This window comes from Paraburkholderia sp. D1E, from assembly GCF_052682275.1.
The window spans coordinates 8,249,983-8,275,919 of record NZ_JBQYMB010000001.1 but is presented as its reverse complement, the minus strand read 5'-3'; the positions used below and the strand labels follow the sequence as shown (position 1 = coordinate 8,275,919).

20 protein-coding genes and 1 tRNA gene are annotated in these 25,937 nt (G+C 61.8%); 14 read left to right on the top strand and 7 right to left on the bottom strand.

Going from position 1 to position 25,937, the window contains the following annotated elements:
* The first annotated feature begins 107 nt into the window (after positions 1 to 107).
* On the top strand, positions 108 to 1,616 hold the full coding sequence (gene fliD / locus ACUN0E_RS37245) for a flagellar filament capping protein FliD (RefSeq protein ID WP_445569743.1): 1,509 nt from the start codon (positions 108 to 110) through the stop codon (positions 1,614 to 1,616).
* Between the two features lie 75 nt (positions 1,617 to 1,691).
* Here the strand turns inward: fliD and ACUN0E_RS37240 are convergent, their stop codons facing one another.
* From ACUN0E_RS37240 to trxB, 3 genes are all read right to left on the bottom strand, one after another.
* Entirely contained in the window at positions 1,692 to 2,312 is a 621-nt protein-coding gene (locus ACUN0E_RS37240) for a trimeric intracellular cation channel family protein (RefSeq protein ID WP_408238503.1), read from the bottom strand.
* 13 nt (positions 2,313 to 2,325) lie between these two features.
* Positions 2,326 to 3,084, bottom strand: coding sequence for a Smr/MutS family protein (locus ACUN0E_RS37235; RefSeq protein ID WP_445569742.1), 759 nt, complete (start codon positions 3,082 to 3,084; stop codon positions 2,326 to 2,328).
* Between the two features lie 289 nt (positions 3,085 to 3,373).
* The gene (gene trxB, locus ACUN0E_RS37230; protein WP_408510647.1) at positions 3,374 to 4,372 is read right to left on the bottom strand and encodes a thioredoxin-disulfide reductase; all 999 of its coding nucleotides are present in this window, start codon (positions 4,370 to 4,372) and stop codon (positions 3,374 to 3,376) included.
* Between the two features lie 334 nt (positions 4,373 to 4,706).
* Between trxB and ACUN0E_RS37225 the strand changes: the two genes are divergently transcribed.
* On the top strand, positions 4,707 to 7,022 hold the full coding sequence (locus ACUN0E_RS37225) for a DNA translocase FtsK (RefSeq protein WP_445569741.1): 2,316 nt from the start codon (positions 4,707 to 4,709) through the stop codon (positions 7,020 to 7,022).
* Between the two features lie 244 nt (positions 7,023 to 7,266).
* Positions 7,267 to 8,004: an outer membrane lipoprotein chaperone LolA gene (lolA, locus tag ACUN0E_RS37220; protein ID WP_408332925.1), complete on the top strand. Its 738-nt coding sequence runs from the start codon at positions 7,267 to 7,269 to the stop codon at positions 8,002 to 8,004.
* A 119-nt stretch (positions 8,005 to 8,123) separates the two neighbouring features.
* On the opposite strand, the gene ACUN0E_RS37215 is transcribed toward lolA, so the two are convergent.
* Positions 8,124 to 9,044, bottom strand: coding sequence for a LysR family transcriptional regulator (locus ACUN0E_RS37215; RefSeq protein WP_408392879.1), 921 nt, complete (start codon positions 9,042 to 9,044; stop codon positions 8,124 to 8,126).
* 169 nt (positions 9,045 to 9,213) lie between these two features.
* On the opposite strand from ACUN0E_RS37215, the gene speB reads away from it, so the two are divergent.
* On the top strand, positions 9,214 to 10,203 hold the full coding sequence (gene speB, locus ACUN0E_RS37210; RefSeq protein WP_445569740.1) for an agmatinase: 990 nt from the start codon (positions 9,214 to 9,216) through the stop codon (positions 10,201 to 10,203).
* A 115-nt stretch (positions 10,204 to 10,318) separates the two neighbouring features.
* On the opposite strand, the gene cytX is transcribed toward speB, so the two are convergent.
* Positions 10,319 to 11,635 (bottom strand): putative hydroxymethylpyrimidine transporter CytX, encoded by a 1,317-nt coding sequence (gene cytX, locus ACUN0E_RS37205; protein WP_445569739.1) that lies wholly within the window; start codon positions 11,633 to 11,635, stop codon positions 10,319 to 10,321.
* A gap of 356 nt (positions 11,636 to 11,991) precedes the next feature.
* Here cytX and ACUN0E_RS37200 point away from each other — a divergent pair, with 356 nt between their 5' ends.
* The 8 genes from ACUN0E_RS37200 to ACUN0E_RS37165 all read left to right on the top strand — a co-directional run bounded on the left by ACUN0E_RS37200 (position 11,992) and on the right by ACUN0E_RS37165 (position 21,401).
* Positions 11,992 to 13,305 carry a replication-associated recombination protein A gene (locus ACUN0E_RS37200; protein ID WP_445569738.1) on the top strand — a complete coding sequence of 438 codons (1,314 nt, stop codon included), beginning with the start codon at positions 11,992 to 11,994 and terminating at the stop codon, positions 13,303 to 13,305.
* Positions 13,306 to 13,441: 136 nt separating this feature from the next.
* Positions 13,442 to 14,737 carry a serine--tRNA ligase gene (gene serS, locus ACUN0E_RS37195; RefSeq protein WP_445569737.1) on the top strand — a complete coding sequence of 432 codons (1,296 nt, stop codon included), beginning with the start codon at positions 13,442 to 13,444 and terminating at the stop codon, positions 14,735 to 14,737.
* Between the two features lie 183 nt (positions 14,738 to 14,920).
* Positions 14,921 to 15,010: transfer RNA gene (locus tag ACUN0E_RS37190), tRNA-Ser, on the top strand.
* 818 nt (positions 15,011 to 15,828) lie between these two features.
* A complete protein-coding gene (locus ACUN0E_RS37185; protein WP_408332913.1) occupies positions 15,829 to 16,590 on the top strand; it encodes a hypothetical protein in 762 nt (253 codons plus the stop codon).
* A 42-nt stretch (positions 16,591 to 16,632) separates the two neighbouring features.
* Entirely contained in the window at positions 16,633 to 17,787 is a 1,155-nt protein-coding gene (locus tag ACUN0E_RS37180) for a transporter substrate-binding and LysM peptidoglycan-binding domain-containing protein (RefSeq protein ID WP_445569736.1), read from the top strand.
* A gap of 244 nt (positions 17,788 to 18,031) precedes the next feature.
* Positions 18,032 to 19,336, top strand: coding sequence for an NAD(P)/FAD-dependent oxidoreductase (locus ACUN0E_RS37175; RefSeq protein ID WP_445569735.1), 1,305 nt, complete (start codon positions 18,032 to 18,034; stop codon positions 19,334 to 19,336).
* Positions 19,333 to 20,178, top strand: coding sequence for a DUF1365 domain-containing protein (locus ACUN0E_RS37170; protein ID WP_445570585.1), 846 nt, complete (start codon positions 19,333 to 19,335; stop codon positions 20,176 to 20,178). The genes ACUN0E_RS37175 and ACUN0E_RS37170 overlap by 4 nt, the downstream gene beginning before the upstream one ends.
* Positions 20,179 to 20,189: 11 nt before the next feature.
* On the top strand, positions 20,190 to 21,401 hold the full coding sequence (locus ACUN0E_RS37165) for a class I SAM-dependent methyltransferase (protein WP_408519601.1): 1,212 nt from the start codon (positions 20,190 to 20,192) through the stop codon (positions 21,399 to 21,401).
* Positions 21,402 to 21,547: 146 nt separating this feature from the next.
* On the opposite strand, the gene ACUN0E_RS37160 is transcribed toward ACUN0E_RS37165, so the two are convergent.
* Entirely contained in the window at positions 21,548 to 22,852 is a 1,305-nt protein-coding gene (locus ACUN0E_RS37160) for an Nramp family divalent metal transporter (protein ID WP_445569734.1), read from the bottom strand.
* Positions 22,853 to 22,973: 121 nt separating this feature from the next.
* Complete coding sequence (locus ACUN0E_RS37155; protein WP_408332904.1) at positions 22,974 to 23,951, bottom strand: ferritin-like domain-containing protein; 978 nt, start codon at positions 23,949 to 23,951, stop codon at positions 22,974 to 22,976.
* A 391-nt stretch (positions 23,952 to 24,342) separates the two neighbouring features.
* On the opposite strand from ACUN0E_RS37155, the gene map reads away from it, so the two are divergent.
* The gene (gene map, locus ACUN0E_RS37150; RefSeq protein ID WP_408238394.1) at positions 24,343 to 25,128 is read left to right on the top strand and encodes a type I methionyl aminopeptidase; all 786 of its coding nucleotides are present in this window, start codon (positions 24,343 to 24,345) and stop codon (positions 25,126 to 25,128) included.
* Between the two features lie 186 nt (positions 25,129 to 25,314).
* Positions 25,315 to 25,848, top strand: coding sequence for a GNAT family N-acetyltransferase (locus ACUN0E_RS37145; RefSeq protein ID WP_408238397.1), 534 nt, complete (start codon positions 25,315 to 25,317; stop codon positions 25,846 to 25,848).
* Positions 25,849 to 25,937: the final 89 nt, after the last annotated feature.

Here is a 25,937-nt window from a genome sequence, read left to right as displayed (position 1 = left end):
AAGAAAACCGACGTGACCACGACGTAACCGGGTTGCCGCCGTCATCAGAAAGACCACCGGGGCGTCACGCAGTGAATAACGAATAACTCGACGCACGGAGCCTTTGCATGTCAACGATCACTACGTCTGTAAATAGCGCGACCGCTAACGCGCAGAACCAGGTGCAGCAAGCGGCGCAATCGATTATCAGTGGCTCTACCGGCAACTCGACGATGGACGTGGCGTCGCTGGTGTCGGCCCTCGTGAATGCGAAGACGGCTGGCCAGACGGCGGCGCTGAAGGCCAAACAGACGAGCGATAGCACAGTCCTTTCCGCCTATGGCGCCCTGAGCTCCGCGTTGAATGCGTTGCAGGCTGCGATCAAGAATCTCTCGGACGGAACGTTCCTGTCGACCTTCGGGGCGACCGCGAGCGGCAAGGGCCTGGACCCGAAGGCCGGTTCCGGCGCGGTCGCCGGCAGCTACACGATCGACGTCGCGCAAATCGCTGCGTCGCAGAGCCTGTCGTCGTCGGCGTTCGACGCTACCGCTAAGCTGGGCACCGGCAAGTTGACCATTGCGGTCGGCGGCAAGTCGATGGATGTCACGATCGACAGCACCAACAATACGCTGAGCGGTATCGCCAACGCGATCAACAAAGCGGGTAACAATCCGGGCGTCACGGCCACCATCGTGACCGGCACGGGCGGTGCTCACCTCGTGTTGCGCTCGGCTGCCACTGGCGCGGCCAACACGATCGACGTGTCCACCAGCAATGTCGAGAACGATAACGGCCTGTCGAGCCTTGGCGTGACGTCCACGCCCGGCGCGAATGGCGCGGCGTCCACGATCGTGTCGTCGGATACCAACAAGGCCTGGCGGCAAAGCGAAGGCGCTCAGGACGCGCGATTCACCATCGGCGGGATTGAGGCGAGCAGTTCGACGAACGCGGTCACGTCGGCGATTTCCGGCGTCACGCTGAATCTGTCGAGCGCCGCGGTCGGCACCACGCAGACGCTGACGATCGCGTCGGACACGGCCGCGCAGAACACGGCCATCACCAACTTCGCCAATCTCTACAACACCGTCGTCACGACCATCAACTCGCTGTCCTCCTACGACAAGTCGTCGAAGACCGGCGGCGCGCTGCTCGGCGATTCGACGCTGATGACGATCAAGAATTCGTTGGCGTCGATCATCGGCGGTGGTGTCGGCTCGGGAAGTTCAGCAGTCGGTCTCGCTTCGATCGGCATTACGCTGAAGGGCGATCCGGCGGATGGCACGTTGGTGATCGACGCCAAGAAGCTGAGTGCGTCGCTCACCAGCAGCCCGGCGCAGATTGCGACGTTGTTCAACTCGACCAACGGCATTGGCGCGAAGTTGAACAAGAGCATTACTGATTTCGTGAAGACGGGTGGCATTATCGACACCCGCAGCACGGCGCTGAATGCCGACCTGAAGAGCATCACGACCCAGCAGACCACACTCGCCAATTACAGCGCGCAGTTGACGAAGCAGTACCAGAATCAGTTCACGGCGCTCAACACGCTGATGGCAACAATGAACAACAACTCGCAGTACCTGACCGCGCTGTTTGGCGGGTCGAAGAGTGCAGGGGCTTTGGCCACCAACAAGTAAAGTTGTTTCAAAGCGCGCGCCGCCTGGTTCCGGGCGGCGCGCTTTTATTTATGAGTCGGGATTGGTGAGGCAAGCTCAGTGAGGCAGCCGGACGTCGAACCTGAACGTCGCGAGCCTCGCGAGCAGGATAAAAGCGGTGGCGATCAACACGCTATAAACCGTATCGACGTTCATGTAATCCAGCAGCACGTACAGCCAACATCCCACAAAAGCACAGGTTGCGTACGGTCGCGAATCGCGCAAAATCAGCGGCACCTCGTTGCACAGCACGTCGCGAATCACGCCGCCGAATACGCCTGTCAACACTCCCATCATCACCGATGTGAACCACGGCATCTGCGCGTCATGCGCGATCGACGTGCCTGAAATGCTGAACAAGCCCAGTCCCACCGCATCGGCCACCAGCAAGACCCGCTCGGAGAGCAGGCGCGACGCCATCTTCAATAGCGTCGGCGCGAACAACGACATCACGAAGATCGCGATCAGATAGGGCTGATGCTCGACCCAGTAGAAAGGCCGCCGCTCGAGCAGCACGTCGCGCAACGTGCCGCCGCCGAAGGCCGTCGCGATCGCCACGAGGAAGGTCCCGACGGCATCGAGCCGTCGGGTTCTCGCCTCGATAAAACCGGAAATCGCATACGCGAAAATAGCCAGCGCCTCCATGATGGTCAGCGCCAGCGTCAGCCTCGGATGGATCACCGGGACTCCGTCAGGACTTGGGGTACGCCGGCAATGCGCCGGGCTGCAACAGCACGACCACCGCCCCGGCGCCGCCGTCATGCGGACGCGCCTGGCAGAAGGCGATTACCTCGGACTTCTGCACGAGCCACGCGCGCACTTTGCCCTTCAATACGGGTTCTTTACCGATCGAGCCGAGACCCTTGCCGTGAATCACGCGCAAACACCGCAGGCCGCGCTTCACCGATTCACGAATGAACTCGGCCAGCGCCTCGCGCGCTTCCTCGCGACGCATGCCGTGCAGATCGATTTGTGCCTGCACGATCCAATCGCCACGCCGCAGTTTTCGCACGACTTCTTGACTCACTCCAGGCCGGCAATAGGAGAGCGTTTCGTCGGTTTCGAGCAGGATCTCGGGATCGAACTCGTCGGAGATTGCTTCGTGCAGCACGGCTTCTTCGTCGAGTCTGGTTTGCACCGGCAGCGGCGACGGGGGACTGCGCGGCAAGGTGGCGCGCGGCGGGACCGCGAGTGGCGCAACCGCGCCGATTTCGCGGCGAAACAGATCGGCGTCCGCCGAGGCTTCGCGCTGCGCTGCCACTGCCGCCGCGCGTTCGCGTTCACGCCGTTGCGTGTCGCCCTTTAAAGCATCGCGCAGTGCGCCGAGGCCGGCTAGTCCCGCAGCCGGCTCGATCTTCGGCTTGACGACGGATGCGGCCGGCTCGGGCGCGGGCCTGGCGATGGCGCGGGCGCGCTTCGGTTCGCTGGGGTGGGGCTGATTCTTCGGCATATCGGTAATACACGCAGAAAGGTAGATCGATCGCGCGATGCGGGTTGCTGCACCGAAACGTACCGCGGCGCATCGCAACGCCTGGCCGCCGGGCTGGGCAAGCGTACACAAGGGCGCAGGAGCGACGCCAACCGGCTGCCGGAACGACGCAAATACGGCGCAGACACCGCACAGCCACGACGCAGCCCGGCGCAAAAAAGGCCGCCAGCTTCTCAGCCGCGGCCTTCTCCAAAGCAGGCGGCCGGGCCATGCCCAGCCGCCATTTTACCGTTGCGCGTGGTGTTGCAGATCAGCGCGCGGCTTCAGCGCTCATCACATGCTCGCCAATCTCTTCGATGGTTTCCAGATAGCGTTGCGCGTCGAGCGCGGCCATACAGCCGGTGCCCGCGCTGGTGATCGCCTGACGATAGACGTGGTCCTGCACGTCGCCCGCCGCGAACACGCCCGGCATGCTGGTCGCCGTGGCGAAACCGTTCAGACCGCCCTTGGTGATGATGTAGCCGTTCTTCATCTCCAGTTGGCCTTCGAAAATGTCCGTGTTCGGCTTGTGGCCGATCGCGACGAAGACGCCTTGCAGCGCGATGTCTGTGGTTTCGCCGCTTTTCGTGTTCTTGATACGCAAGCCGGTCACGCCGGATTGGTCGCCGGTCACTTCGTCGAGCGTGCTGTTCCACTTGATCTCGACCAGGCCTTCCTTTTCCTTCGCCAGCAGACGGTCGATCAGGATCGGTTCGGCGCGGAACTTGTCGCGGCGATGAATCACCGTTACCTTCTTGGCAATGCCGGAAAGGTAGAGGGCTTCCTCGACTGCGGTATTGCCGCCGCCGATCACGGCCACATGTTGTTGCTTGTAGAAGAAACCGTCGCAGGTGGCGCATGCCGACACGCCTTTGCCCATGAACGCTTCTTCGGATGGCAGGCCGAGGTACTGAGCCGATGCGCCGGTCGAAATGATCAGCGAGTCGCAGGTATATTCGCCCGAGTCGCCAATCAGGCGGATCGGCTTCTCATCCAGCTTGGCCGTATGGATGTGGTCGAAAATGATCTCCGTGTTGAAGCGCTCGGCGTGCTCCAGGAAGCGCTGCATCAACTCCGGGCCTTGCACGCCGTTGCCGTCCGCCGGCCAGTTTTCGACGTCGGTCGTGGTCATCAACTGGCCGCCCTGGGCGAGACCCGTGACGAGCACCGGCGACAGGTTGGCGCGCGCCGCGTAGACCGCTGCCGTGTAGCCGGCGGGGCCTGAGCCGAGAATCAGAACTTTGGCGTGTTTCGTGGAAGTTGCGGGCATGATCGAAATCCTTTTACGGCGCCCGGCTCGCCCATGCGAGGCCGCGCGACTTGAGCTGAAACTATAGATGGGTATCAGAGCGGCATTATAAAGGGCGGCGCGCCGGCCTGCTCCATGAAGCTTTCTGATCGCGGCGATAGCGTTGCCACGGGCCCCGGCACCTTTTCTGAGGTCGAACGGCTAAGTTACCGTCATTTACAGCCTCGCGTCCGACACTGCGTTTACAATAGGCCGCATCGATGGACCCGGCAGCCGGGGCCGGGTCTGGAGCCGCCTTGGGCGCCGCTTCGGCCGCGACTCTGGCAGCAGATCGGCCACACAAGCAACAGGATCAATGGCAAAAGCTCCCTATTCCGCGAGCGCGCAGGCATTGCCGCACCGCATGTCGCGCCTTTTCACCGAAATCCGCTGGATCTTGCAGGTCGCGCTCGGCGTGTTTCTGCTCATGGCGCTCGTCAGCTACAGCCGGCACGATCCGAGCTGGACGCATGCCGCGCAGGTCGACCACATCGCCAACTGGGCGGGCCGTGTCGGCGCGTGGACCTCCGACATTCTGCTGCTGCTGTTCGGCCTCTCCGCCTACTGGTGGATCGTGCTGCTCGGCCGCCATATCTCCGCCAATTACCGCCGTATCACCCGTCACGAAGAACTGCAGGACGATGCGCCGCGCGACGCCGGCTGGCTCGCGGACGCGTTTGCGTTCATGCTGGTGTTGCTCGCCTGCGACGGTATCGAAGCGCTGCGCATGTGGTCGCTGAAAGTGCAATTGCCGCGTGCGCCGGGCGGGGTGATCGGCGAAGCGGTCGCGCGCGGGGTGTCGCACGCGCTGGGCTTCACGGGCGGCACTTTGGCGCTGCTGATCGTGCTGGCCATTGGTTTGTCGCTGTATTTCCGTTTCTCGTGGCTGTCGGTGTCGGAAAAGGTCGGCGAATCGATCATTTCGGCGGTCACGTTCGCCAAGCTGCGCCGCGAGGCCGGCCGCGACCGTAAATTGGGCGAAGCCGCCGCCGTGAAGCGCGAAGGCAAGGTCGAAAAGGGCCGTGTGCGGATCGAGGAACACGAGCCGGTCATGATCGTGCCGCCGCTCGCCACCCCCGCCAAATCGGAGCGCGTCGAGAAAGAGCGGCAGGTGCCGCTGTTCACGGACTTGCCGGGCGACTCCACCTTGCCGCCGATCTCGCTGCTCGACGCGGCGCCGGTCGCGCAGGAAACCATTTCCGCCGATACGCTTGAATTTACCTCGCGTCTGATCGAGAAAAAGCTCAAGGACTTCGGCGTCGAAGTGAGCGTGGTCGCCGCGTATCCGGGGCCGGTCGTCACGCGTTACGAGATCGAGCCGGCCACCGGCGTGAAGGGCAGCCAGATCGTCGGTCTGGCGAAAGATCTGGCGCGTTCGCTGTCGCTAGTGTCGATTCGCGTGGTCGAAACGATTCCGGGCAAGAATTTCATGGCACTGGAGTTACCGAACCTGCGCCGCCAGACCGTGAGTCTCTCGGAGATTCTCGGTTCGGCAGTCTATGCGGACGCGGCTTCGCCGCTCACCATGGGCCTCGGCAAGGACATCGGCGGCAAGCCGGTGTGTGCCGACCTCGCGAAAATGCCGCACTTGCTGGTGGCCGGTACGACCGGTTCGGGCAAGTCGGTGGGTATCAATGCGATGATCCTGTCGCTGCTCTACAAGGCGAGCGCCGACCAGGTCCGCATGATCCTGATCGATCCGAAGATGCTCGAAATGAGCGTCTACGAAGGCATTCCGCATCTGCTGTGTCCGGTGGTGACGGATATGCGTCAGGCGGGCCATGCGCTCAATTGGGCGGTCGCCGAAATGGAGCGCCGTTACAAGCTGATGAGCAAGCTCGGCGTGCGTAATCTCGCCGGTTACAACAACAAGATCGACGAAGCCACCAAGCGCGAAGAGAAGCTGCCGAATCCGTTCAGCCTGACGCCGGAAGATCCGGAACCGTTGTCGCGCCTGCCGAACATCGTCGTCGTGATCGACGAATTGGCCGACCTGATGATGGTGGTCGGCAAGAAGGTCGAAGAGCTGATCGCGCGGATTGCGCAGAAGGCGCGCGCGGCCGGCATCCATCTGATTCTCGCGACGCAGCGTCCGTCTGTCGACGTGATTACCGGCCTGATCAAGGCTAACGTGCCGACGCGGATGGCGTTCCAGGTGTCGTCGAAGATCGACTCGCGCACCATTCTTGACCAGCAGGGCGCGGAATCGCTGCTCGGCATGGGCGACATGCTGTACCTGCCGCCGGGCAGCGGTTTGCCGATGCGTGTGCACGGCGCGTTCGTGTCGGACGAGGAAGTGCATCGCGTCGTCGACAAGCTCAAGGAGCAGGGCGAGCCGAACTATATCGAGGGCATTCTCGAAGGCGGCGTAACAGGCGAGGGCGACGAAGGCTCCGCGGGCGCCGGGGGAACCGGCTCGGGCGACGGTGAGGCGGACCCGTTATACGACCAGGCGGTCGATGTGGTGCTGAAGAACCGCCGTGCGTCGATCTCGCTGGTGCAGCGGCATTTGCGCATCGGCTATAACCGGGCGGCGCGTTTGCTCGAGCAGATGGAGAACTCGGGCGTGGTGTCGTCGATGTCGTCGAATGGTAATCGCGAGATCCTTGCACCGGCGCGGGAAGCGGAATAGGCCGTCCCTAAGGCTATTCCGCTGAACCGGCTGCAATGCGCAGCGTATAAGCCCCGTGCATGAGTTCTGCGCATAAGTCCTGCGCATAAGTCCTGTTTAAGGCTTCTTGCTTAAGCTGTTGTCCAAGGCCGAGGGCTCGTCCCGCGGCTTCGCGGTTCAAGCCAGCCGCCACGGTCACCCGGCCGCTGCTCTCAACGCCCGCCGCCGTGACCGCTCAACGAATTCAATCAAGGGAGAAAACACCATGCAGCTTTTCGCGCAGCAGCACGCTCGACAGAGTGCTCAATCCAACCGCTTCGGCCAACTTGCTCGCACGATCGTACGTGGCGTCGGCAGTGTGGCGATCGGTGCGTCGATGCTCGTCGCGTCGCAGGCATTCGCGAGCGGCACCGAGCAATTGAAGGCGTTCGTCGCGCAAGTTCATTCCGCGCGCGGTACCTTTGTGCAGCAGGAAGTGCGCGCGCCGAGCAAGGCGCAGGGTGCAAGCGGCGCGAACGGCGTGCTGTCCACGGCTGGTAAGACGGGCACCTCGAGCGGCACGTTCACGTTCGCGCGCCCCGGCAAGTTCATCTGGCAATACGAGAAGCCCTATGCACAATTGCTGCAAGCTGATGGCGATAAGCTCTACGTGTATGACAAGGATCTGAACCAGGTGACGGTGCGCAGCCTCGGCGGCGCGCTCGGCGCGAGCCCGGCGGCGATCCTGTTCGGTAGCAACGATCTGGACAAGAACTTCACGCTGCGTGATGCGGGCGTGAAGGCCGGTATCGACTGGCTCGAACTGACGCCCAAGGCGAAAGACACGCAATTTCAGCGCGTCGGTATCGGCTTCAAGGACGGCAATCTTGAAGCGATGGAACTGCACGATGTGTTCGGCAACGTGACGCTGCTGACGTTCTCGAACATCCAGAAGAACCCGCCGCTGCCGGCCGACGCGTTCAAGTTCACGGTGCCGAAGGGCGCGGATGTGATCAACGGGTAGGTTGATTGCTGTTGCAGATTGATTTGCAGAAAGGCCGCGCCATCGAGCGCGGCCTTTTCAATTACTGATCGAGTGCCGATGGGTCGCCGATCGCGCTGCGCGCCAGGTGTGCCGAACCCCTACTCATCCACTTCCAGTTCTTGCGCAGGATGCGCGGCCTTCATATCGTCGATAAAGGCTTCAACGATATCCGTTCGATGCTGCCGCGCCCGCGTGACCATATGAAACGCCACGCGATAGCGCATCTGTGCCGGATTCACCGCCGCGAGCAGACCTTGCTTGACGAACGGCGCTGCGAAATGCCCCGGCAAATAGCCGAGATGATGTCCCGACAGCACCAGCATCGCGACCGCTTCCATGTTGTCCGCAACGGCGGTGACGTTCTGCGGCGTCGTCGAACTTTCGGCTTCGGGCAGCGGATAGCTACGCCACGCCCATTCGTGAGCCGCGGCGTCGGCGGGTGACACCTCTCCCGCTGACGCGAATAGCGGATGCCCCTTCGCGCAATAAGCGAACTGATCCTCGGCGAACACCTCGGTGTATTCGAGCGACGGCACGCGATGCCAGAAATAGCCGATGCCGATCTGAATCCGGCCATTCAGCAAGAATTCCTCCAGCTCGCCCGGCGAGCGCACCAGAATCGAAAACCGCACCGACTGATCGCGCGCGCGAAACCGGCCGATCGCCTCGCTGATACGCGCGCTTGCCGACACCGGCGTGTGGCCGATCATGCCGATATCGAGCGTGCCGACCAGCTTGCGGCCGACATTGCGCGCCTGCATGCCGAAGGTGTCGACGGCGGACAGCAGGGCACGAGCCGCGTCGATGAATTGCTCACCGCGCGCGGTCAGGCTGAAGCCGCCGCGGCCGCGCTCGCACAAGCGGTAGCCGAGGCGTGTTTCCAGCGTGGCAAGTTGCGTGCTAATGGTCGACTGGCCGACGTTGAGCGTGGCTTGGGCCGGCGAGACGCCGCCGGCATCGACGATGGCAAGGAAGACGCGGATCAGCCGCAGGTCGAGATCGGTGAGTTGGGAGAACATACGTCAGGATACATCGCTATGAATCAATGTGAAGTTTATTCTGTTTGTATTTTAACTTGAGGGAAAGTGCTCAAGAATCGAGATTCGCCCGGCAAGGTGCGCTTTTTTATTGGCTCCTCGGCCGGTTGCACGATTTTGCTTACTGCCCCCTTTTCATTGCCGAGACACGATGAATACTTCCTCCTTCATTTCCCCCGAGGCCGGTGAACGGCCGCAACCGTTGTCTGGCAACGCGATGCCCCGCTGCGGCGGCATCGCGACGATGATGCGGTTGCCGAACGTCGGCTCGGCCGAAGGGTTCGACGCCTGCTTCGTCGGCGTGCCATTCGATCTCGGCACCTCGAACCGCACCGGCGCGCGCTTTGGGCCACGCCAGATCCGCAGCGAATCAGTGCTGCTGCGCCCGTACAACATGGCCACACGTGCCGCGCCGTTCGATTCGCTGCGTGTGGCCGATCTCGGCGACGTCGCGATCAATCCGTACAACCTGCACGATTCGATCAAGCGCATTGAATCCGCCTACGACGAAATCCTCCAGCACAACTGCAAGCCGATCACGCTCGGTGGCGACCACACGATCGCGCTGCCGATCCTGCGCGCGATTCATCGCAAGCACGGCAAGGTTGGCCTGATTCACGTGGATGCACACGCCGACGTCAATGACACGATGATGGGCGAGAAGATCGCGCACGGCACGCCGTTCCGCCGCGCGGTGGAAGAGGGCTTGCTCGATTGCGACCGCGTCGTGCAGATCGGTTTGCGTGGCACGGGTTACGCGGCTGAAGATTTCGACTGGTGCCGCGATCAGGGCTTCGAAGTCGTGCAGGCGGAGGCGTGCTGGAACCAGTCGCTGGCACCGTTGATGGCGCGCGTGCGCGAACGCATGGGCGACGGTCCGGTGTACATCACATTCGATATCGACGGTATCGATCCGGCCTTCGCGCCGGGTACGGGTACGCCGGAAATCGCCGGATTGACGGTGCCGCAGGCGCTGGAAATCATTCGCGGCTCGCATGGGTTGAATATCGTCGGCTGCGATCTGGTCGAGGTGGCGCCGCCGTACGATCCGTTCGGTACGACCGCGTTGCTTGGCGCAAATCTCGCGTTCGAATTGCTGTGCGTGTTACCGGGCGTCGAGTATCGGGCTTCCCGGCGTTGAGTCGCGGGTTGAATTGCGGGTCGAGCTGCGAGTTGATCTGATCAGTTTGATGATGTATGAAGAGAAAAGGCCTGCAAATGCAGGCCTTTTTGCATCGCGATGATGTCTACGCGACTCAAGCGTACGCAGTCTTCCGAGCCGACACCAGCACCAGATAACACAGCGCGCCGATCGCCAGCGCGGGCAGCGTCGCGCCGAGATCCGGCAGCCATTGATTGATCGCCTGATACGACACGATCCCGATTGCCCACGACGCGAACGCGCTCAGATGCCAGCCACCCGAGAAGCCGTAGCGGCCGCGCACATCGCCGAGCACGGCGGCTTCAATGCGACGCTTGCGCACGATGAAGTGATCCACCAGCACCACGCCGAACAATGGCGCGAACACGGAGCCGATCAGCAGCAGGAAGTTCTGATACTTCGCCATCGGCACGAGCAAGGCGATCGCCGTGCACAGCGCGCCGAATGCCGCCGACAACAACGGCACGCTGCTGCGCGTCCAGAACGTGCCGGTCGAGACGGCTGCCGAGTGGATGTCGGCGAACGCGTTGTCCACTTCGTCGATCAGGATCAGCAGCAGGGCGAGGCCGCCGCCTGCTTGAGCCAGTGCGCCGGTCAGCAGTGCATCGCCACCGCCTGCCGCGAGACCGTAGATCGCGCCGAGCGCATAGAACCAGATATTCGCAATGCCATAGCCGAGCAGTGTGCCGCGGAAGGTCTCGCCGGGGCGTCGGCCAAAACGCGTGTAGTCGGCGATCAGCGGCAGCCACGACAACGGCATCGCGACCACCAGATCGATTGCGCCGCCGAACGACATCTCGCCCGTACCTGGACGGCGCATCAGCGCGGACAGATCGTGCTTGGCAAGCAGATTCCACGAGAGCCATGCGGCGCCCGCCAGCAGCAGCCAGATACCCCACGTGCGCAGAAAACGCCGCACGAACGACAGCGGGCCGCTGATGGCCAGCAGCGTCGCGAGCAAACCGAAGATCACGGTCCAGATCAGCGGCATCGAGAAACCGAAGGCCTGTTTGGCGAGCGCATCGGCGGAATCGCGCATCACGATTACCTCGAATGAGCCCCAACCGACCAGTTGCACGGCGTTTAGTACCGCCGGCACCGATGCGCCACGCACACCGAGCGTAGGCCGCAGCGACGACATGGCCGCGAGGCCCGTATCCGTGCCGATCACGCCGGCCAGCGCCAGCAATACGACACCGATCACGCTGCCGATCACGATCGCCAGCAACGCATGCGGCAGCGACAGCCCCGGCACCAGCAGCGCGCCAGCCTGCGCGACCAGCAGGCCGATGCCGAGCGAAAACCAGAGCGCGAAAGCGTCGCCGGTGCGGAACGCACGGCGCGCGTCGGGCACCGGCGTGAGCGGTGCGTAGGTGGAGCCGGCGTCGCCGACGAGTGGATCTTGTGCCATCTAATCGTATTCCTCCTGGTGTTGCTTGTATGTTCGCGTGCGACGCCGGTGTTGCTGGCCAAGCCGCGCGCGATGTTAGCCTGTCAGGCTGTCGGTGAGATTACGGGCTGATCGGCGCAGTTATCTGCCTTGTTAGCCTGTTAATTCGCGTGTTTTTTGCATTGCTCATCGCTGAAATCTTGCTCGCGCCTTGCTGCCGGAAAAGCGCCGTCACGGTGTGCGACCATCGCCCAAGCGCCGTCACTGTCATAATGCAGGACGTTGCCCGCACCCTTGCGTGCTGGCGTGGCTCACCGGCAGCACGCCGCCTTCACACGGACCGCGTCCGGAAAAGCCGAGATTATCCCCAAAACGTCATGTTTGAAGAACCCCGTGCCAATGTTCCGCTCGCCGAACGCCTGCGGCCCCGCAATATCGACGAAGTGATCGGCCAGAAGCACCTGCTCGGCCCGAACAAGCCGTTGCGGGTCGCATTCGCGTCCGGCGAAGCCCATTCGATGATCCTCTGGGGCCCGCCCGGCGTCGGCAAAACCACGCTCGCCCGGCTTATGGCCGACGCGTTTCATGCCGAGTTCATCGCGTTGTCGGCAGTGCTCTCGGGCGTGAAGGATATCCGCGAAGCCGTGGAGACCGCGCAGATCCATCGCGCGAACGGCCATCAGACGCTGGTGTTCGTCGACGAAGTGCATCGCTTCAACAAGAGTCAGCAGGACGCGTTCTTGCCGCACGTCGAATCGGGCCTCTTCGTGTTTGTCGGCGCGACAACCGAGAATCCGTCGTTCGAGGTGAATAGCGCGTTGCTCTCGCGAGCGGCTGTCTACGTGCTGAAGAGCCTTACCGACGAAGAGCAGCGCGAACTGCTCGACCGCGCGCAGAAAGAACTCGGCGGCCTTACGTTCACTGATGAGGCCCGCGACGCCCTGATCGGTTCCGCCGACGGCGACGGTCGCAAGCTGCTGAACAACCTGGAAATCGTCGCGCGCGCGGCGGCACAGCAGAAGAGCACCGAAATCGACGGCGCCTTGCTCGGCAGCGCGCTCGCCGAAAATCTGCGCCGCTTCGACAAAGGCGGCGACGCATTCTACGACCAGATCAGCGCGTTGCATAAATCGGTGCGCGGCAGCAGCCCGGATGGCGCGCTGTACTGGTTCTGCCGCATGCTAGACGGCGGCGCGGACCCGCGTTATCTCGCTCGACGTATCGTGCGGATGGCGTGGGAAGACATCGGCCTCGCCGACCCGCGCGCGGCCCGCATCGCGCTCGACGCGTCCGAAACCTACGAACGCCTCGGCACGCCCGAAGGCGAGCTGGCGCTGGCGCAAGCGATCATCTATCTGGCGGTCGCGCCGAAGTCGAACGCCGGGTACAACGCGTACAACGAGGCACGGCGGTTCGTCAGCAAGGACCAGTCGCGCGGCGTGCCGGTGCATCTGCGTAACGCGCCGACCAAGCTGATGAAGGAACTTGGCTACGGTCACGAATATCGCTACGCGCACGACGAACCCGATGCCTACGCAGCCGGCGAGACCTATCTGCCGGACAACATGCGCGACCCGCACTGGTACGAGCCGACGCCGCGCGGTCTCGAAGGCAAGATCGGCGACAAGATGGCGCGTCTGGCCGAGCTTGACGCGCAGTGGCGCAGCGAGAACAAGCCAAAAAAGGGCTGAGTTTTGTCGCTTGTGCTTCTGCGGCCGTTTCACGTGCCGTGTCGCCATTCCGCACGCCTCGACCATCTAACGCACCGGCCGCGCGCGCCGGTGCGCTAAAATCCCAGCTTCATATAACGAACACCCGCCCCATCCCATGCTCGACATCCAGCTGCTGCGCAAAGACCTCGACGGCGTCGCCAGGCGCCTCTCCGACCGCGGCTTTACCCTCGACGTGGCGGCCTTTACCGCGCTCGAAGCGGAACGCCGCGACACCCAGACCCGTACCGAAGAGATGCAGGCGCGCCGCAACACCCTGTCGAAGCAGATCGGCGGGATGAAGGGGCGGGGCGAGGACACGTCGGCGCTAATGGCCGAAGTGGGTGGTATCGGCGACGAGATGAAGGCGTCGGCGGCCGGGCTCGAGGATATCCAGAAGCGTCTGTCCGACCTGCTACTCGGCGTGCCGAATCTGCCGCACGAAAGCGTACCCATGGGTAAGGACGAAACCCAGAACGTCGAAGTGCGCCGCTGGGGCACACCGCGCCAGTTCGATTTCGAGGTGAAGGATCACGTCGACGTCGGCACGCCGCTTGGCCTCGATTTCGAGACTGGCGCGAAACTGTCGGGCGCGCGTTTCACGATGCTGCGCGGGCAGATTGCGCGGCTGCACCGTGCGCTGGCGCAGTTCATGATCGACACGCACACGCTGCATCACGGCTACACCGAGGTGTACACGCCGTACATTGTGAATCCGGAGATTCTGTACGGCACCGGCCAACTGCCGAAGTTCGCCGATGATATGTTCCGCGTCGAGAAGGGCGGTGATGAGAACACGGTCACGCAGTATCTGATTTCCACGTCGGAAATTTCGCTGACGAACACGGTGCGCGACAGCATTGTCGAAGCGGGCACGCTGCCCATCAAACTGACTGCGCATTCGCCGTGCTTCCGCTCGGAAGCGGGCTCGTATGGCCGCGATACGCGTGGTCTGATCCGCCAGCATCAGTTCGACAAGGTTGAGATGGTGCAGATCGTCGCGCCGGAAGCGTCGTATGACGCGCTGGAGCAAATGGTCGGGCACGCCGAGACGATTCTGCAGAAACTCGAACTGCCGTACCGCGTGATTACGTTGTGCACGGGCGATATGGGTTTCTCGGCGGCGAAGACGTATGACCTGGAAGTATGGGTGCCTGCGCAGAATACGTATCGCGAGATCTCGAGCTGCTCGAATACGGAGTCATTCCAGGCTCGCCGGATGCAGGCGCGTTTTCGCAATGCGCAAGGTAAGCCGGAACTGGTGCATACGCTGAACGGGTCGGGCCTGGCGGTTGGCCGCACGCTCGTGGCCGTGCTGGAGAATTTCCAGAACGCGGACGGGTCAGTGACGGTGCCGGTGGCGCTGCGTCCTTACATCGGTGGGGTGGAGCGGCTGGCAGTGCCGGCGGCTTGATTGATGTGCGGCTGATGCCTGACTGATACCGCTGCCGATCGCCAAGTCTCTTCGAAATTTTCTCGAGGAGGGGCTTGGAAATTGGATTCAGCTGTTCTATAATCTTTCTCTCCCAAGCAACGACCCGCTTGGATCTGACTCATCAGCAGCTAAGCAACCCCGCTGTTGTGAGTTGGAAGACCCGGAAAGGTGGCAGAGTGGTCGAATGCGCTGGACTCGAAATCCAGTGTACCTTTAGGGGTACCGTGAGTTCGAATCTCACCCTTTCCGCCAAATTTAGAAAACAGGCCCTTCGGGGCCTGTTTTCGTTTCCGCCCACGAAAAGAGTTGCGCGTTGAGGGTTTTCGCTGCGGCTGCGAACTTGCGCTTTGTTACCACGATACAAACGAAGTACGCTGCGCAGCGATTCGACGGTGTGCAGGTCCTGAGACTTATGACACGTAATGTCCCGATACCTACGGAAACACATATCGGGCGCCGTAATCGTTACCCTTTGAGTTATTTCCATCGGAAGACTTCAAAGTGCATTCGATCCCTGTCTTTATCGTTGTAGCCGTGTTGTGGTTTTTGCTGATCAACGTCCCACCGCACGACGAGTAACTTGTGGCGTTAGTTGGCCGGCTGATGGCGGGTCAAACCATGCCATGCCCTGAAGCCCTGGTCGGATTGCTGCCGTTGGCGGAAGCCCAAGTCGCGAGCGGGAAGATGGTACGAGCCATTTCGATCACACTTAATTAACTATTAAGCAAATCCTTCGCTCAAGCATGGATTTTTCGGCAGTGCTTCCGCCAGAGCGTTGAATTAATCAACTGAAAGCAACCAGAAAAAATATCGTTATAAAGTTGTCAGGGAAAAGGCGAGCATAAATTCGATCCACGCCAGCGCCCACTGCCATGGCAATTCGAATACTCATTCCCCGCGTACCATCCGCAAAAATAAGACACACTTCCCCCGCCGCCTTAGTGCCTGTAAAGTCATACAGCGTTTTCGCGTCAGCCCAAAAAGCCAGACCGAAAATGCACAGCCACAACGATGTCCCGAGCAGTTTGCAAAATCAGGTTTTGTAAAACAAGCTTCAAAAGGGGATTCACATGTCAGTTGGCAATTCGGTCGTTGACACGACCACGAGCAGCACCAGATACAAAGTCATCAAGTGGTCGATTATCGGGCTGTGCATCGCCATCGGTGCGCCCCTCGCGATCCTGCTGGTCAAAGGGCTGGTCGGTCTGATCCTCGCGGCGGTGATCGGGCTTGCGGCGATCAACTTCGGCCCTGTTCTCGCCATGAAGTTCGCGAACCAGAAGGTCAAGATGTTCGTGAACGAAGCAAAGTCGAACCCGATCGAAACGCTCTACAACGAATTGGCCGAAAAGCAGGAAGGCGCAGAGCGGTTTAAGAAGAGCATCACAGATTTCCGCACCGAAGTGAAAAACTTCGAAGACAAAACCGCGCAGTTCAAAAAACAATATCCCGAAGACGCGGACCGTTTCGAGACTCAACTCGCGACGATGAAAAAACTGCTCGCGTTTCGCGAAGGGCGCTATAAGCAGGTGCAAGACGAACTCAAGCGATTCTCCGACGCAATCGATCGCGCCAAAGCACTGTGGGATATGTCGCAATCCGCGCAACGCATGAACAAGATCGCCGGCATGCAATCCAGCGACACTTTCGCGCAAATCAAAACGGATGCCGCGCTCGACTCCGTGATGAACTCAGTGAACAAGGCATTTTCAGAAATGGAAACGTCGCTGATGGAAAGTGCGGAAGTGCAGCAAGCCAAGGCTGCCGCCGCCGAAGTAAGCGCGGCCAGTCCGCCCGCCCAGCAACTTGGCTCGCCCGCAGCACCCAAATAATCAGGCGTATGCTGCTCGACCATTCAACTCGATCGAAAAATAATGAAGAAAATTCTGGGTTCGATTCTTTTCCTGATCTTGCTGGCTGCCGGTTGGTATATCCACGAAGGCGGCTTCAAAACCCTTAATTACGGCCAGAGCGCCGACAAGGACACCGCTACGGTGAACGGGATAGACACCGGCAACAACAGCAATGCCGATGTCAAAACGCCGGCCCCGAGCAATCCGGATGGCTTCGTGGCCAACAAGGACACGCTGAAGTCGATCTTGAGCAACGGCATCGTGCGGGTCAGCGTCGAGAATCCATCGCGGCCGTTTTATTCTGAAGACAACGGCAAGCCGCAAGGTTTCAACGTCGACTTCGCGAATCTGCTGTTCGCACAGAAGGAATTCACCTCTGGCGACCATCCGACGATCACGGTCGATACGCATCACGGCGTGGATACGTATCCCGCGGTCCCGGATCAACTGACGAAAACCGACAAGCAAGGCAACGCCGTCGTCGACGTCGCCATGGACGGCCTGACGTTCCCTGACAATACGCCGAGTGGCGTCGTCTATTCGATTCCCTATGTCGAGGACTTCGGTTATTCGCTGATCGTCGCCAAGGGTTCGCCGGTCCGCTCCGTAGCCGATCTGGCGGGCAAAACCGTTGGTGTGCTGCAGGGTGACCCGGATGTGAAAGCGTTTGTCCAGAAAGCGTTCCCGAACAGCAAAATCGTCGAGCTGTCGGATGCGAGCATTGAAGGGCAACGGTCCTGGATGTCGCACTTCCTGGACGATCATCAGGTCGACGCTATCGTCTACGACTATCCGTTCGGCGTATCGGAAATCAAGGGCACCGACCTGACGTTCGCGGTCACGAAGCTGGACGGCTCCAACCTCGCGTACAAAATCGGCGTGCGCAAGGAAGACAGCGCGCTCCTGATCTACCTGAACTCCGCGATCGCGAAGGTCAAGCAGTCGCCGGCGTATCTGGACCTGTTGCGTAAATATTTCATCAGCGACCAGGTGCTCACCACCGCTGCGACTGGCGGCGAGAGGACCTACGTGGTCCGCTCCGGCGACACGCTGAATGCCATTGCCGCGAGTCAGTTGGGAAGTGGTGCACGATTTGTGGACGTGCAGAAGCGCAATAACCTTCCAAACCCCAACCTCATCCTGATCGGCCAGCATCTGATCATTCCCGTGCGTTGACGCGGTAGGTTTTCCTGCCGGGCCCTCGTGCCTGGCAGGAACAAAAACCGCTGACCGGCAACGCGGGCACGCCGCAAGCCGGTTGTCCCTACCTTGCCGGGTTCGCGTGCAGGCGTTCGCCGCCCAAAAATCCGCCAGATTTGCATCCATTTCAGGCCCCGCTGCGTAAATCCCCTCAAGGACGCGCAACCCCCGCCGCACCCAACTAACCGATCGCGCGTCCCCGAGACCAGGAGACGCGCCCATGAGCCATTCCGCACCGACCTCGCCCCTACCGCGCGGCTCGCGGGTCGCGGTCATCGGCGCCGGTATCTCGGGCTTAGCCAGTGCCTATCTGCTGGCGCGCAATCATCAGGTCACGCTGTTCGAGTCGGCCGGCTACGCGGGCGGTCACACCAATACCGTGGACGTTACCCTCGAGGGCCACACGCATCCCGTCGACACTGGCTTCCTCATTTTCAACGACCGTACCTATCCGAACCTGATCGCGCTGTTTGCCGAACTGGGCGTCGAGTCGCATCCGAGCGAAATGACCTTCTCGGTCTCGTTCGACGAGGGCCGTCTCGAATGGGCCGGCACCAGCCTGAACACGGTGTTCGCGCAACGTCGCAATCTCTTCTCACCCACCTTCATCGGCATGCTGCGCGACATCATGCGTTTCAACGGCAGTGCGCAAAGCAATCTCGAACTCGCGATAGAAACGCGCGTGTCGATGGGCGAACTGCTGACGGCCGGCGGCTACGGCGGCGCGTTCCAGCGCCACTACCTGCTGCCGATGGCCGCGGCGATCTGGTCGAGCGCGACCGCCGATATTCTCGCTTTTCCGGCCACCACGTTCCTTCGCTTCTGCCTGAATCACGCGCTGCTCCAGGTGAACCGCAGGCCACAGTGGAAGACGGTCGTTGGAGGAGGGCGCGAATACGTACGCCGTATTGTCGGCACGCTCGACGACGTCCGAGTCGATGCTGCGGTTAGAGGCGTGCGGCGCGATGCCGATGGCGTCGATGTGTTCACGGACAAGGGCACGGAGCGCTTCGACGCGCTGGTGCTCGCCACTCACGCGCCGACTTCGCTGCGCCTGCTGGACCACGACGCCGATCAGGAGGAGCGCAGCGTACTGAGCGCCGTGCGCTACCAGCCGAACGTCGCCGTGCTGCATACGGATACGAATCTGCTGCCGCGTCGTCAGCGCGTGTGGTCGGCGTGGAATTATCTGGGAAACCGTGGCGTCGACGGCACGCATCCGGTGTGTGTCAGTTATCTGGTCAATCAACTCCAGCCGCTGCCGTTCAAGACGCCGCTCGTCGTGACGCTCAATCCGGTGACGCAGCCGGCGCCGGGCACCGAACTGCGCCGCTTCGTCTACGACCATCCGCTGTTCGATCTGGCCGCCATCGACGCGCAGCACCGTCTGCCGTCGCTGCAAGGCAGGCATCGCACCTGGTTCGCGGGCGCATGGACGGGTTACGGTTTCCACGAGGACGGTCTGAAATCGGCACTGCGCGTGGCCGCCGATTTCGACGTGTCGCCGGCATGGGCCACGCTATGAATCCCGCGCGCGCCAACGTCGATCCTGCCGCGTGGCTTTTGATGGGCCAGGTGATGCACGAGCGTCTGCGGCCAAAGCATCATCGATTTACGTATCCGGTGTTCTACGTGCGCTGTGATCTGGATCGTCTTACGTCGCTCGATAGCAACTGGTTCGGCATCGACCGTTGGCGTCCGCTCAGCCTTCACCAACGCGACCACGGACCGCGCGACGGCAGCGATCTCGCCACATGGATGCGCACACAACTATCAGCGGCGGGTATTGAAGAAGCGGACGGCAAGGTCTGGTTGCAGGCATTTCCGCGCGTGTTCGGCTATGCATTCAATCCGGTCAGTTTCTGGTTTTGCCACGACCGCGACGGTCATTTGCGTGCGCTGCTGGCCGAGGTGCGCAATACCTTCGGCGATCGACACAGCTATCTGCTGAGCGGTGCGGGCAATGCACCCATCACGGCTGAAACGGAACTCAAATGCCGCAAAGTGCTGCACGTCTCGCCGTTTTGCCGTGTCGAGGGGAGTTACGAATTTCGCGTCAGAGAGACGCCGAACCATGCGTTGGTCTCGATCGACTACGAAGACGCTGACGGTTTGCTGATCCGCACGGCTTTGGGTGGCCGCTTGAAGCCCTTAACGCGTTCGACAGCGCTCGCCGCGCTGATCCGTCAGCCGCTGTTGAGCGTCGGTGTCGTCGCAAGAATTCATTGGCAGGCGTTGTGCCTCGCTATAAAAAAAGCGCCGTTCTACGGCAAAAACCCCGCGCCGGGCCGCGCGGCCGACGCACCCACCGACCACGCCGCAGCCGGCCAGCCGTCCGTTGCTGCACGCCCCATTTCGTCCGATTGAGGAGATCAGCCATGGCGCTTTCAAGAACCCTGAGCGGGCACCGAACCGTCCCCGCGTCGGGCCGTCTGTTCCTCTCTCTGCTCGAACGGATTCAGGTTGGGCATCTGGTGTTGATCACGCCCGACGGTCAGCAGCGCGTGTTCGGCGATCCGCACGCGGCACCGGGTGCACGTCTGGAATTGCGCGACTGGCGTGCGTGCGGCACGATTCTGCGCAAAGGCGATATCGGTTTCGCCGATGCATGGCGTTCGTTCTGGGTCGATACGCCCGATCTGGCCGCATTGCTGCGCGTTGCAATCCGCAATGAGCGGGCGCTGCAGCGCACAGTCTACGGCGGCTGGCTCGCGCAACTCTGGTACGGGCTGCGTCATAAACTGAGGCCCAACACGCGGTCGGGCAGCCGCCGCAATATTCACGCGCACTACGACATTGGCAACGCCTTCTACGCGCAGTGGCTCGACTCGACATTCACGTATTCGAGTGCGGTGTTCGAGGGCAATTTCTATCAGTCGCTCGAGGACGCGCAGCATGCGAAGTACCAACGCATTATCGATACGTTGGGTTTGCGCGAAGGCATGCGAATTCTGGAAATCGGCTGCGGGTGGGGCGGCTTTGCGATGCACGCGGCGCGCCAGGGCATACATGTGCACGGCGTAACGATCTCGCCAGCGCAACTCGAATTCGCCCAGAAGCGCGTGAGCGAAGCAGGCTTGAGCGACCGGGTGCACCTCGAATTGCGCGACTACCGTACGCTGAGCGGTCAGTACGACGGCATCGTATCGATCGAAATGTTCGAGGCCGTTGGTGAAAAATTCTGGCCGACCTACTTCCGCATTTTGCGCGAGCGTCTGCAACCCGGCGCCCGCGCGCTCGTGCAAACCATCACGATCGACGACTCGCACTTCGCCGCCTATCGCGCGACCAGTGACTTCATCCGCGAATTCATTTTCCCAGGCGGCATGTTGCCGAGTCCGCAGCGTTTTATCGAAGCGGCACGGCGTGGCAAGCTCGCGGCGCGTACGTCGTTGACGTTCGGACGCGACTATGCCGAGACGCTGCGCCGCTGGCGCAGCGGGTTCGAGGCACAGCTCGATACGATTCACACGCAAGGCTTCGATGAGATTTTCGTGCGGACGTGGCGACTGTATCTGGCGTACTGCGAAGCCGGCTTCGACGAAGGACGTACGGATGTGATGCAGTTCGTGCTCGCGGCGACGGACTGATATGCGTGCGCCTGCTTTGCGCAAACAGCTGCTCGGCGTGGCGCAGTAAGGCGTGCAGAGGCACGCGCGCCGACCTTGCATAAACAATTGCCTGGCGGGCAACGGTTGCGCTTAGCCTCAGTTAGCCGGCAAGAGTGGAACAGCGGTCACGACATAAGGCCGGCCACTTGCAGCAGCAGAACGATATTGAGTGCCAGCACGACGACCGTGCCGGTCACCGCCGCAATCGTGGTTGAGCGGCGATTCCGGTAGCGGCCCATCAAATCGCCACGTGACGTGAACCACACCAGCGCGATCATCGGCACCGGCAGCGCGATGCTCAGCACCACCTGGCTCAGCACCAGCGCACGCGTCGCATCCACCCCGCAGGCAACCACGACGAAGGCCGGCACCATCGTAATGAGCCGCCGCACCCACACCGGGATATGAAAGCCGACAAAGCCCTGCATGATCATCTGCCCGGCCATCGTGCCGACCACCGAACTCGACACGCCAGATGCGATCAATGCTGCAAGAAAGAGACCTGCCGCGGCGCCGCCGAGCAGCGGTGTGAGCGTGCGCCACGCTGTTTCGATGCTGGCGATTTCCGCATGGCCGGCATGAAACGCACTCGCCGCCATGATCACCATCGCCATGTTGATGAGCCCGGCGACGCCGAGCGCAACCACCACCTCGATATTCGAGAACCGTAGCAGCCTGGTGCGTTCGCCTTCATTGCGGGGCTTCACGCGATTCTGCGTGAGGCCCGAATGCAGAAACAGCACATGCGGCATCACGGTTGCGCCGATGATTCCGACGGAAATCGTCAACGCATTGCTATCGGGCATGCTCGGCGTGAACGTGTGCCTGATGACTGACGGCCAATGCACCGGCGCAATCAGCAATTCGGCGAGATACGACAGCCCGATCACGCCGATCAGCGCCGCGATCGCCAGTTCGAGCGGGCGGAAGCCACGCTTCTCGAACTGCAGCAAGCCATAGGTGACGGCAGCGGTGATCAGCATGCTCGGCATCATCGGTAGATGCGTGAGCAATGAAACGCCGATTGCGCCGCCGACGAATTCCGCGAGATCGGTCGCCATTGCCGCGATTTCGCTGATGCCCCACATCGCGCGCACGCAACGGCGTGGCAGTGCCGAGCAGCATAACTCGGCGAGATTGCGGCCGGTCACGAGCCCAAGCTTGGCGGATAAAGACTGAAACAGCATGGCCACGATGTTCGCCACCGCTACCACCCAGAGCAGCGTATAGCCGTAGCCGGCGCCCGCCTGGATATTAGTGGCGAAATTGCCCGGGTCCATATATGCGATCGAGGCCACCACCGCCGGTCCCACGAAAGGCAGTATCGTGCGCAAGCCACGGCGCCGTCCGGCCAGCGCCTCGCGGATGTCGAAACAGGTCTGCTCGGTGAGGGTCTGAGGCACGACGGCCTGACTCATCGCTTCGTCCATGACTGCTCCTGTCCATCTTCAAGCGTTCAAGGCAATGCGGATAAAGGCCGGTCAACGGGTGAGCGCGATCGTCATCGCGGCAACCCGCTGCCGGTGCAACTGGCACTGCACGTGAGGTGCTTCAGGCGCTCATATTGAGCGAGCCGTTCACGCCGTTCGGGAAGAAGCCGCCCTTGGTCGCCACCGAACTCGTCAGATACACGATGTTGAGCACGTTGCCATAGCCGCGGCTGAAGGCGAGCCCGTTGCTGTCGAGCGGCACGATGTTCGACGAGCCGGCCGTCGCGCCGGTGATGCCCTGGTCGTCGTGGCCGTTGTTGTCGAGGCTGTCGCGCGCGGCGGAGATCGCGTTGGCGGCCGTGTAGATACTCGCCGTGTCGACGCCTTTTGAGAACAGCACCGTGCGTACGAGGCCTGCGTGATACGCCTCCGCCGCGAGAATGCCGGCTGCCGCTTCGAGGAAGGTCTTGTTGGTGATGAGCGGGGAGGCGCCCTTATAGGCCGTCACGCCGACGTCTTCGAAGATGAATGCGCCAAGCAGAAAGTTATTGTCGTTCGCATACGGATTGAAGGCGACGCCCGCGCCGACGAGTCCCGCTGCGCGCGCCGCATTCGAGAACGCACCGTTCGGATTGGTGCCGCCGATGTCGATCGAGGGCATCGCCACCGCTGCGCTGCCCAACGCGGAGCGCAAGAAGTTGACGTGCTCGCGTTCGTCGTTGGCGATCTCGTTCGCGTAGGCCTGCACCACGGGATCCTGGAACGGCACTTGCTGCCCCGGGATCACCATGCCCATCGTGCCCACGCCGGTGGTCATGCTCGCGGCCAGCCCCGAACCCGACGTCGCATACGTATAGAACTGCGATTCGAGGTATTCCAGGTTCAGCGCGAAGTTCAGAATCTCCGCATCGGTCGGTGCGCTGGCTGCCGACACGCTCGAGCCAGAACCGCCACCGCACGCACTGATCAGCGTGCCACCGACCAAACCTAGACCCAGGCCGCCAGCGTTGCGGAAAAACTGTCTGCGTTGCAGGCGTCGTTCAACCCGGCGGTCAAGTACATCGATAAGTTCTGCTGATTTATTGCTGGACTCCGACATGGCGATGCTCCTCAGATGGTTCGCTGCCAATGCCGCGGACTCGCGACGCATACGCGCGGACAACGGCTACTCACGCGATGCACGTACGCAAATCGCGGACGCAAAAGAGGGCCCCGTTCTTCAGAGAAGAACTAAACGATGAAGGGAGAAGAAGCGAGTCCTCAACCGACTTTACGGAGCGAATACGCTGCCAGATGCAAACCTCGCAAAAGATTTCTTTGTGCGCTCGCAGCATGGGGCCGACTGACACTGTTTTGCCGGCTCCTGCACATCGCCTGGCGTCAAGGCGGAAAACATCCGGGGAGCAGGCCCGGCCCGGCTAGCGGAGGCTGTCCGGCGATCCTCTGTACAATTGGCCGATCGTCAACATCGACTCACCCCGACCGAATTCATGGCCATTACCTACAAGACTCCCGACGACATCGCCAAGCTGCGCATTTCCGGCCGCCTCGCGGCCGACGTACTGGCGATGATCGGCGAGCACGTCAAGGCCGGTGTCTCCACCGACGAGCTCGACGCACTGTGCAACGACTACATTGTCAATACGCAAAAGTCGATTCCGGCAAATGTCGGCTATCTGGGATTTCCGAAGACGGTCTGCACGTCCGTCAACCAGGTGGTGTGCCACGGCATTCCCAACCGTAGCGAAATCCTGAGAGATGGCGACATCATCAATATCGACGTCGCGATCATCAAAGATGGCTATTTCGGCGACACCAGCCGCATGTATTGCGTCGGCCAGCCGAGCACGGTGGCGCGCCAGCTGATCGACACGACCTATGAGGCGATGCTTGCCGGCATCCGTGAGGTCAAGCCTGGCGCTACGCTTGGCGACGTTGGCTATGCAATCCAGAAGATTGCGCAGCGCGACGGCTTCTCGATCGTGCGCGATTACTGTGGGCACGGCATCGGCCGTGTCTATCACGAAGACCCGCAAGTGTTGCATTACGGTCAGCCGGCGCAGGGCGTGCGTCTGAAACCGGGCATGGTTTTCACGATCGAGCCGATGATCAATGCGGGCCGGGCCGGCACCACGGTGCAGCGTGACGGCTGGACGGTGGTCACCAAAGACCGTTCGTTGTCGGCGCAATGGGAGCACATGATCGCCGTGACCGAAGAGGGCTACGAGCTGCTTACGCCGTGGCCGGACGGCACCGGCGACTACGAAGCGCCTTGAAGGCGGTGGTCTGCGCGCCTCACGAACCGGCTTTTCAAGGCGGTGGGTGCGCGAAATGCTGTGCCATTGGTGCGCAGCTCCTGTAGCTTGGGTCTGCGCCGCAGTCCGATCCGGTAAATAAGGATTTGACTCGCGCGCCGGTTCGGTTAAAGCTACGCCTTAGGGTTTCAAGGGGTTTTCGTCTGCATGAGTCCGTCATTGACCGTTCGCCGTATCGCCGCTGATCAGGGCGCCGTTTTCCGCGAACTCCGTACTGCGTCACTGCGGGAGGCGCCCTATGCCTTCGGCGAAACGCTAGAGGACGCGTTGTCTGCGGATGCCGCCAGTTTCGACGCCACCGCTACCGAACACGCTGTTTCGTTTATCGCCACCAGTTTCATCCTCTACACCGAGGGTCATCCGGCAGGGCTGATCGAAGCCTATTTCGACGATACCGCGGCGCCTCGCGCGTTCGTTTGCGAGTTGTGGGTGGCGCCAGCCGTGCGTCATCTGCGCGGCGGCGAGTTGCTGGTCGACACCGCCAGTGGCTGGCTTGCCGGCGAAGGCGCCACGGAAATCTACGCGTGGGTCGCCGACGCCAACCGCAATGCGATGCGCTTTTACGAGGCGCTCGGCTTCGGTCCGACCGGCGAACATCGGCGCGTCGCGCGTGCGCCCGAGCAGGCCGAAAGCCTGCTGGTGCGCCACGTGCCGACCACGTCGCAGGTATTTCAGCAGTGATCCCGCGAGCGGCGCGTCAGCATGCCGCTCGAGTCCCATCCGCGTCGCTACAGCGTTCATGGCCGAATAATCGGCCTAAGCGCGGCCTG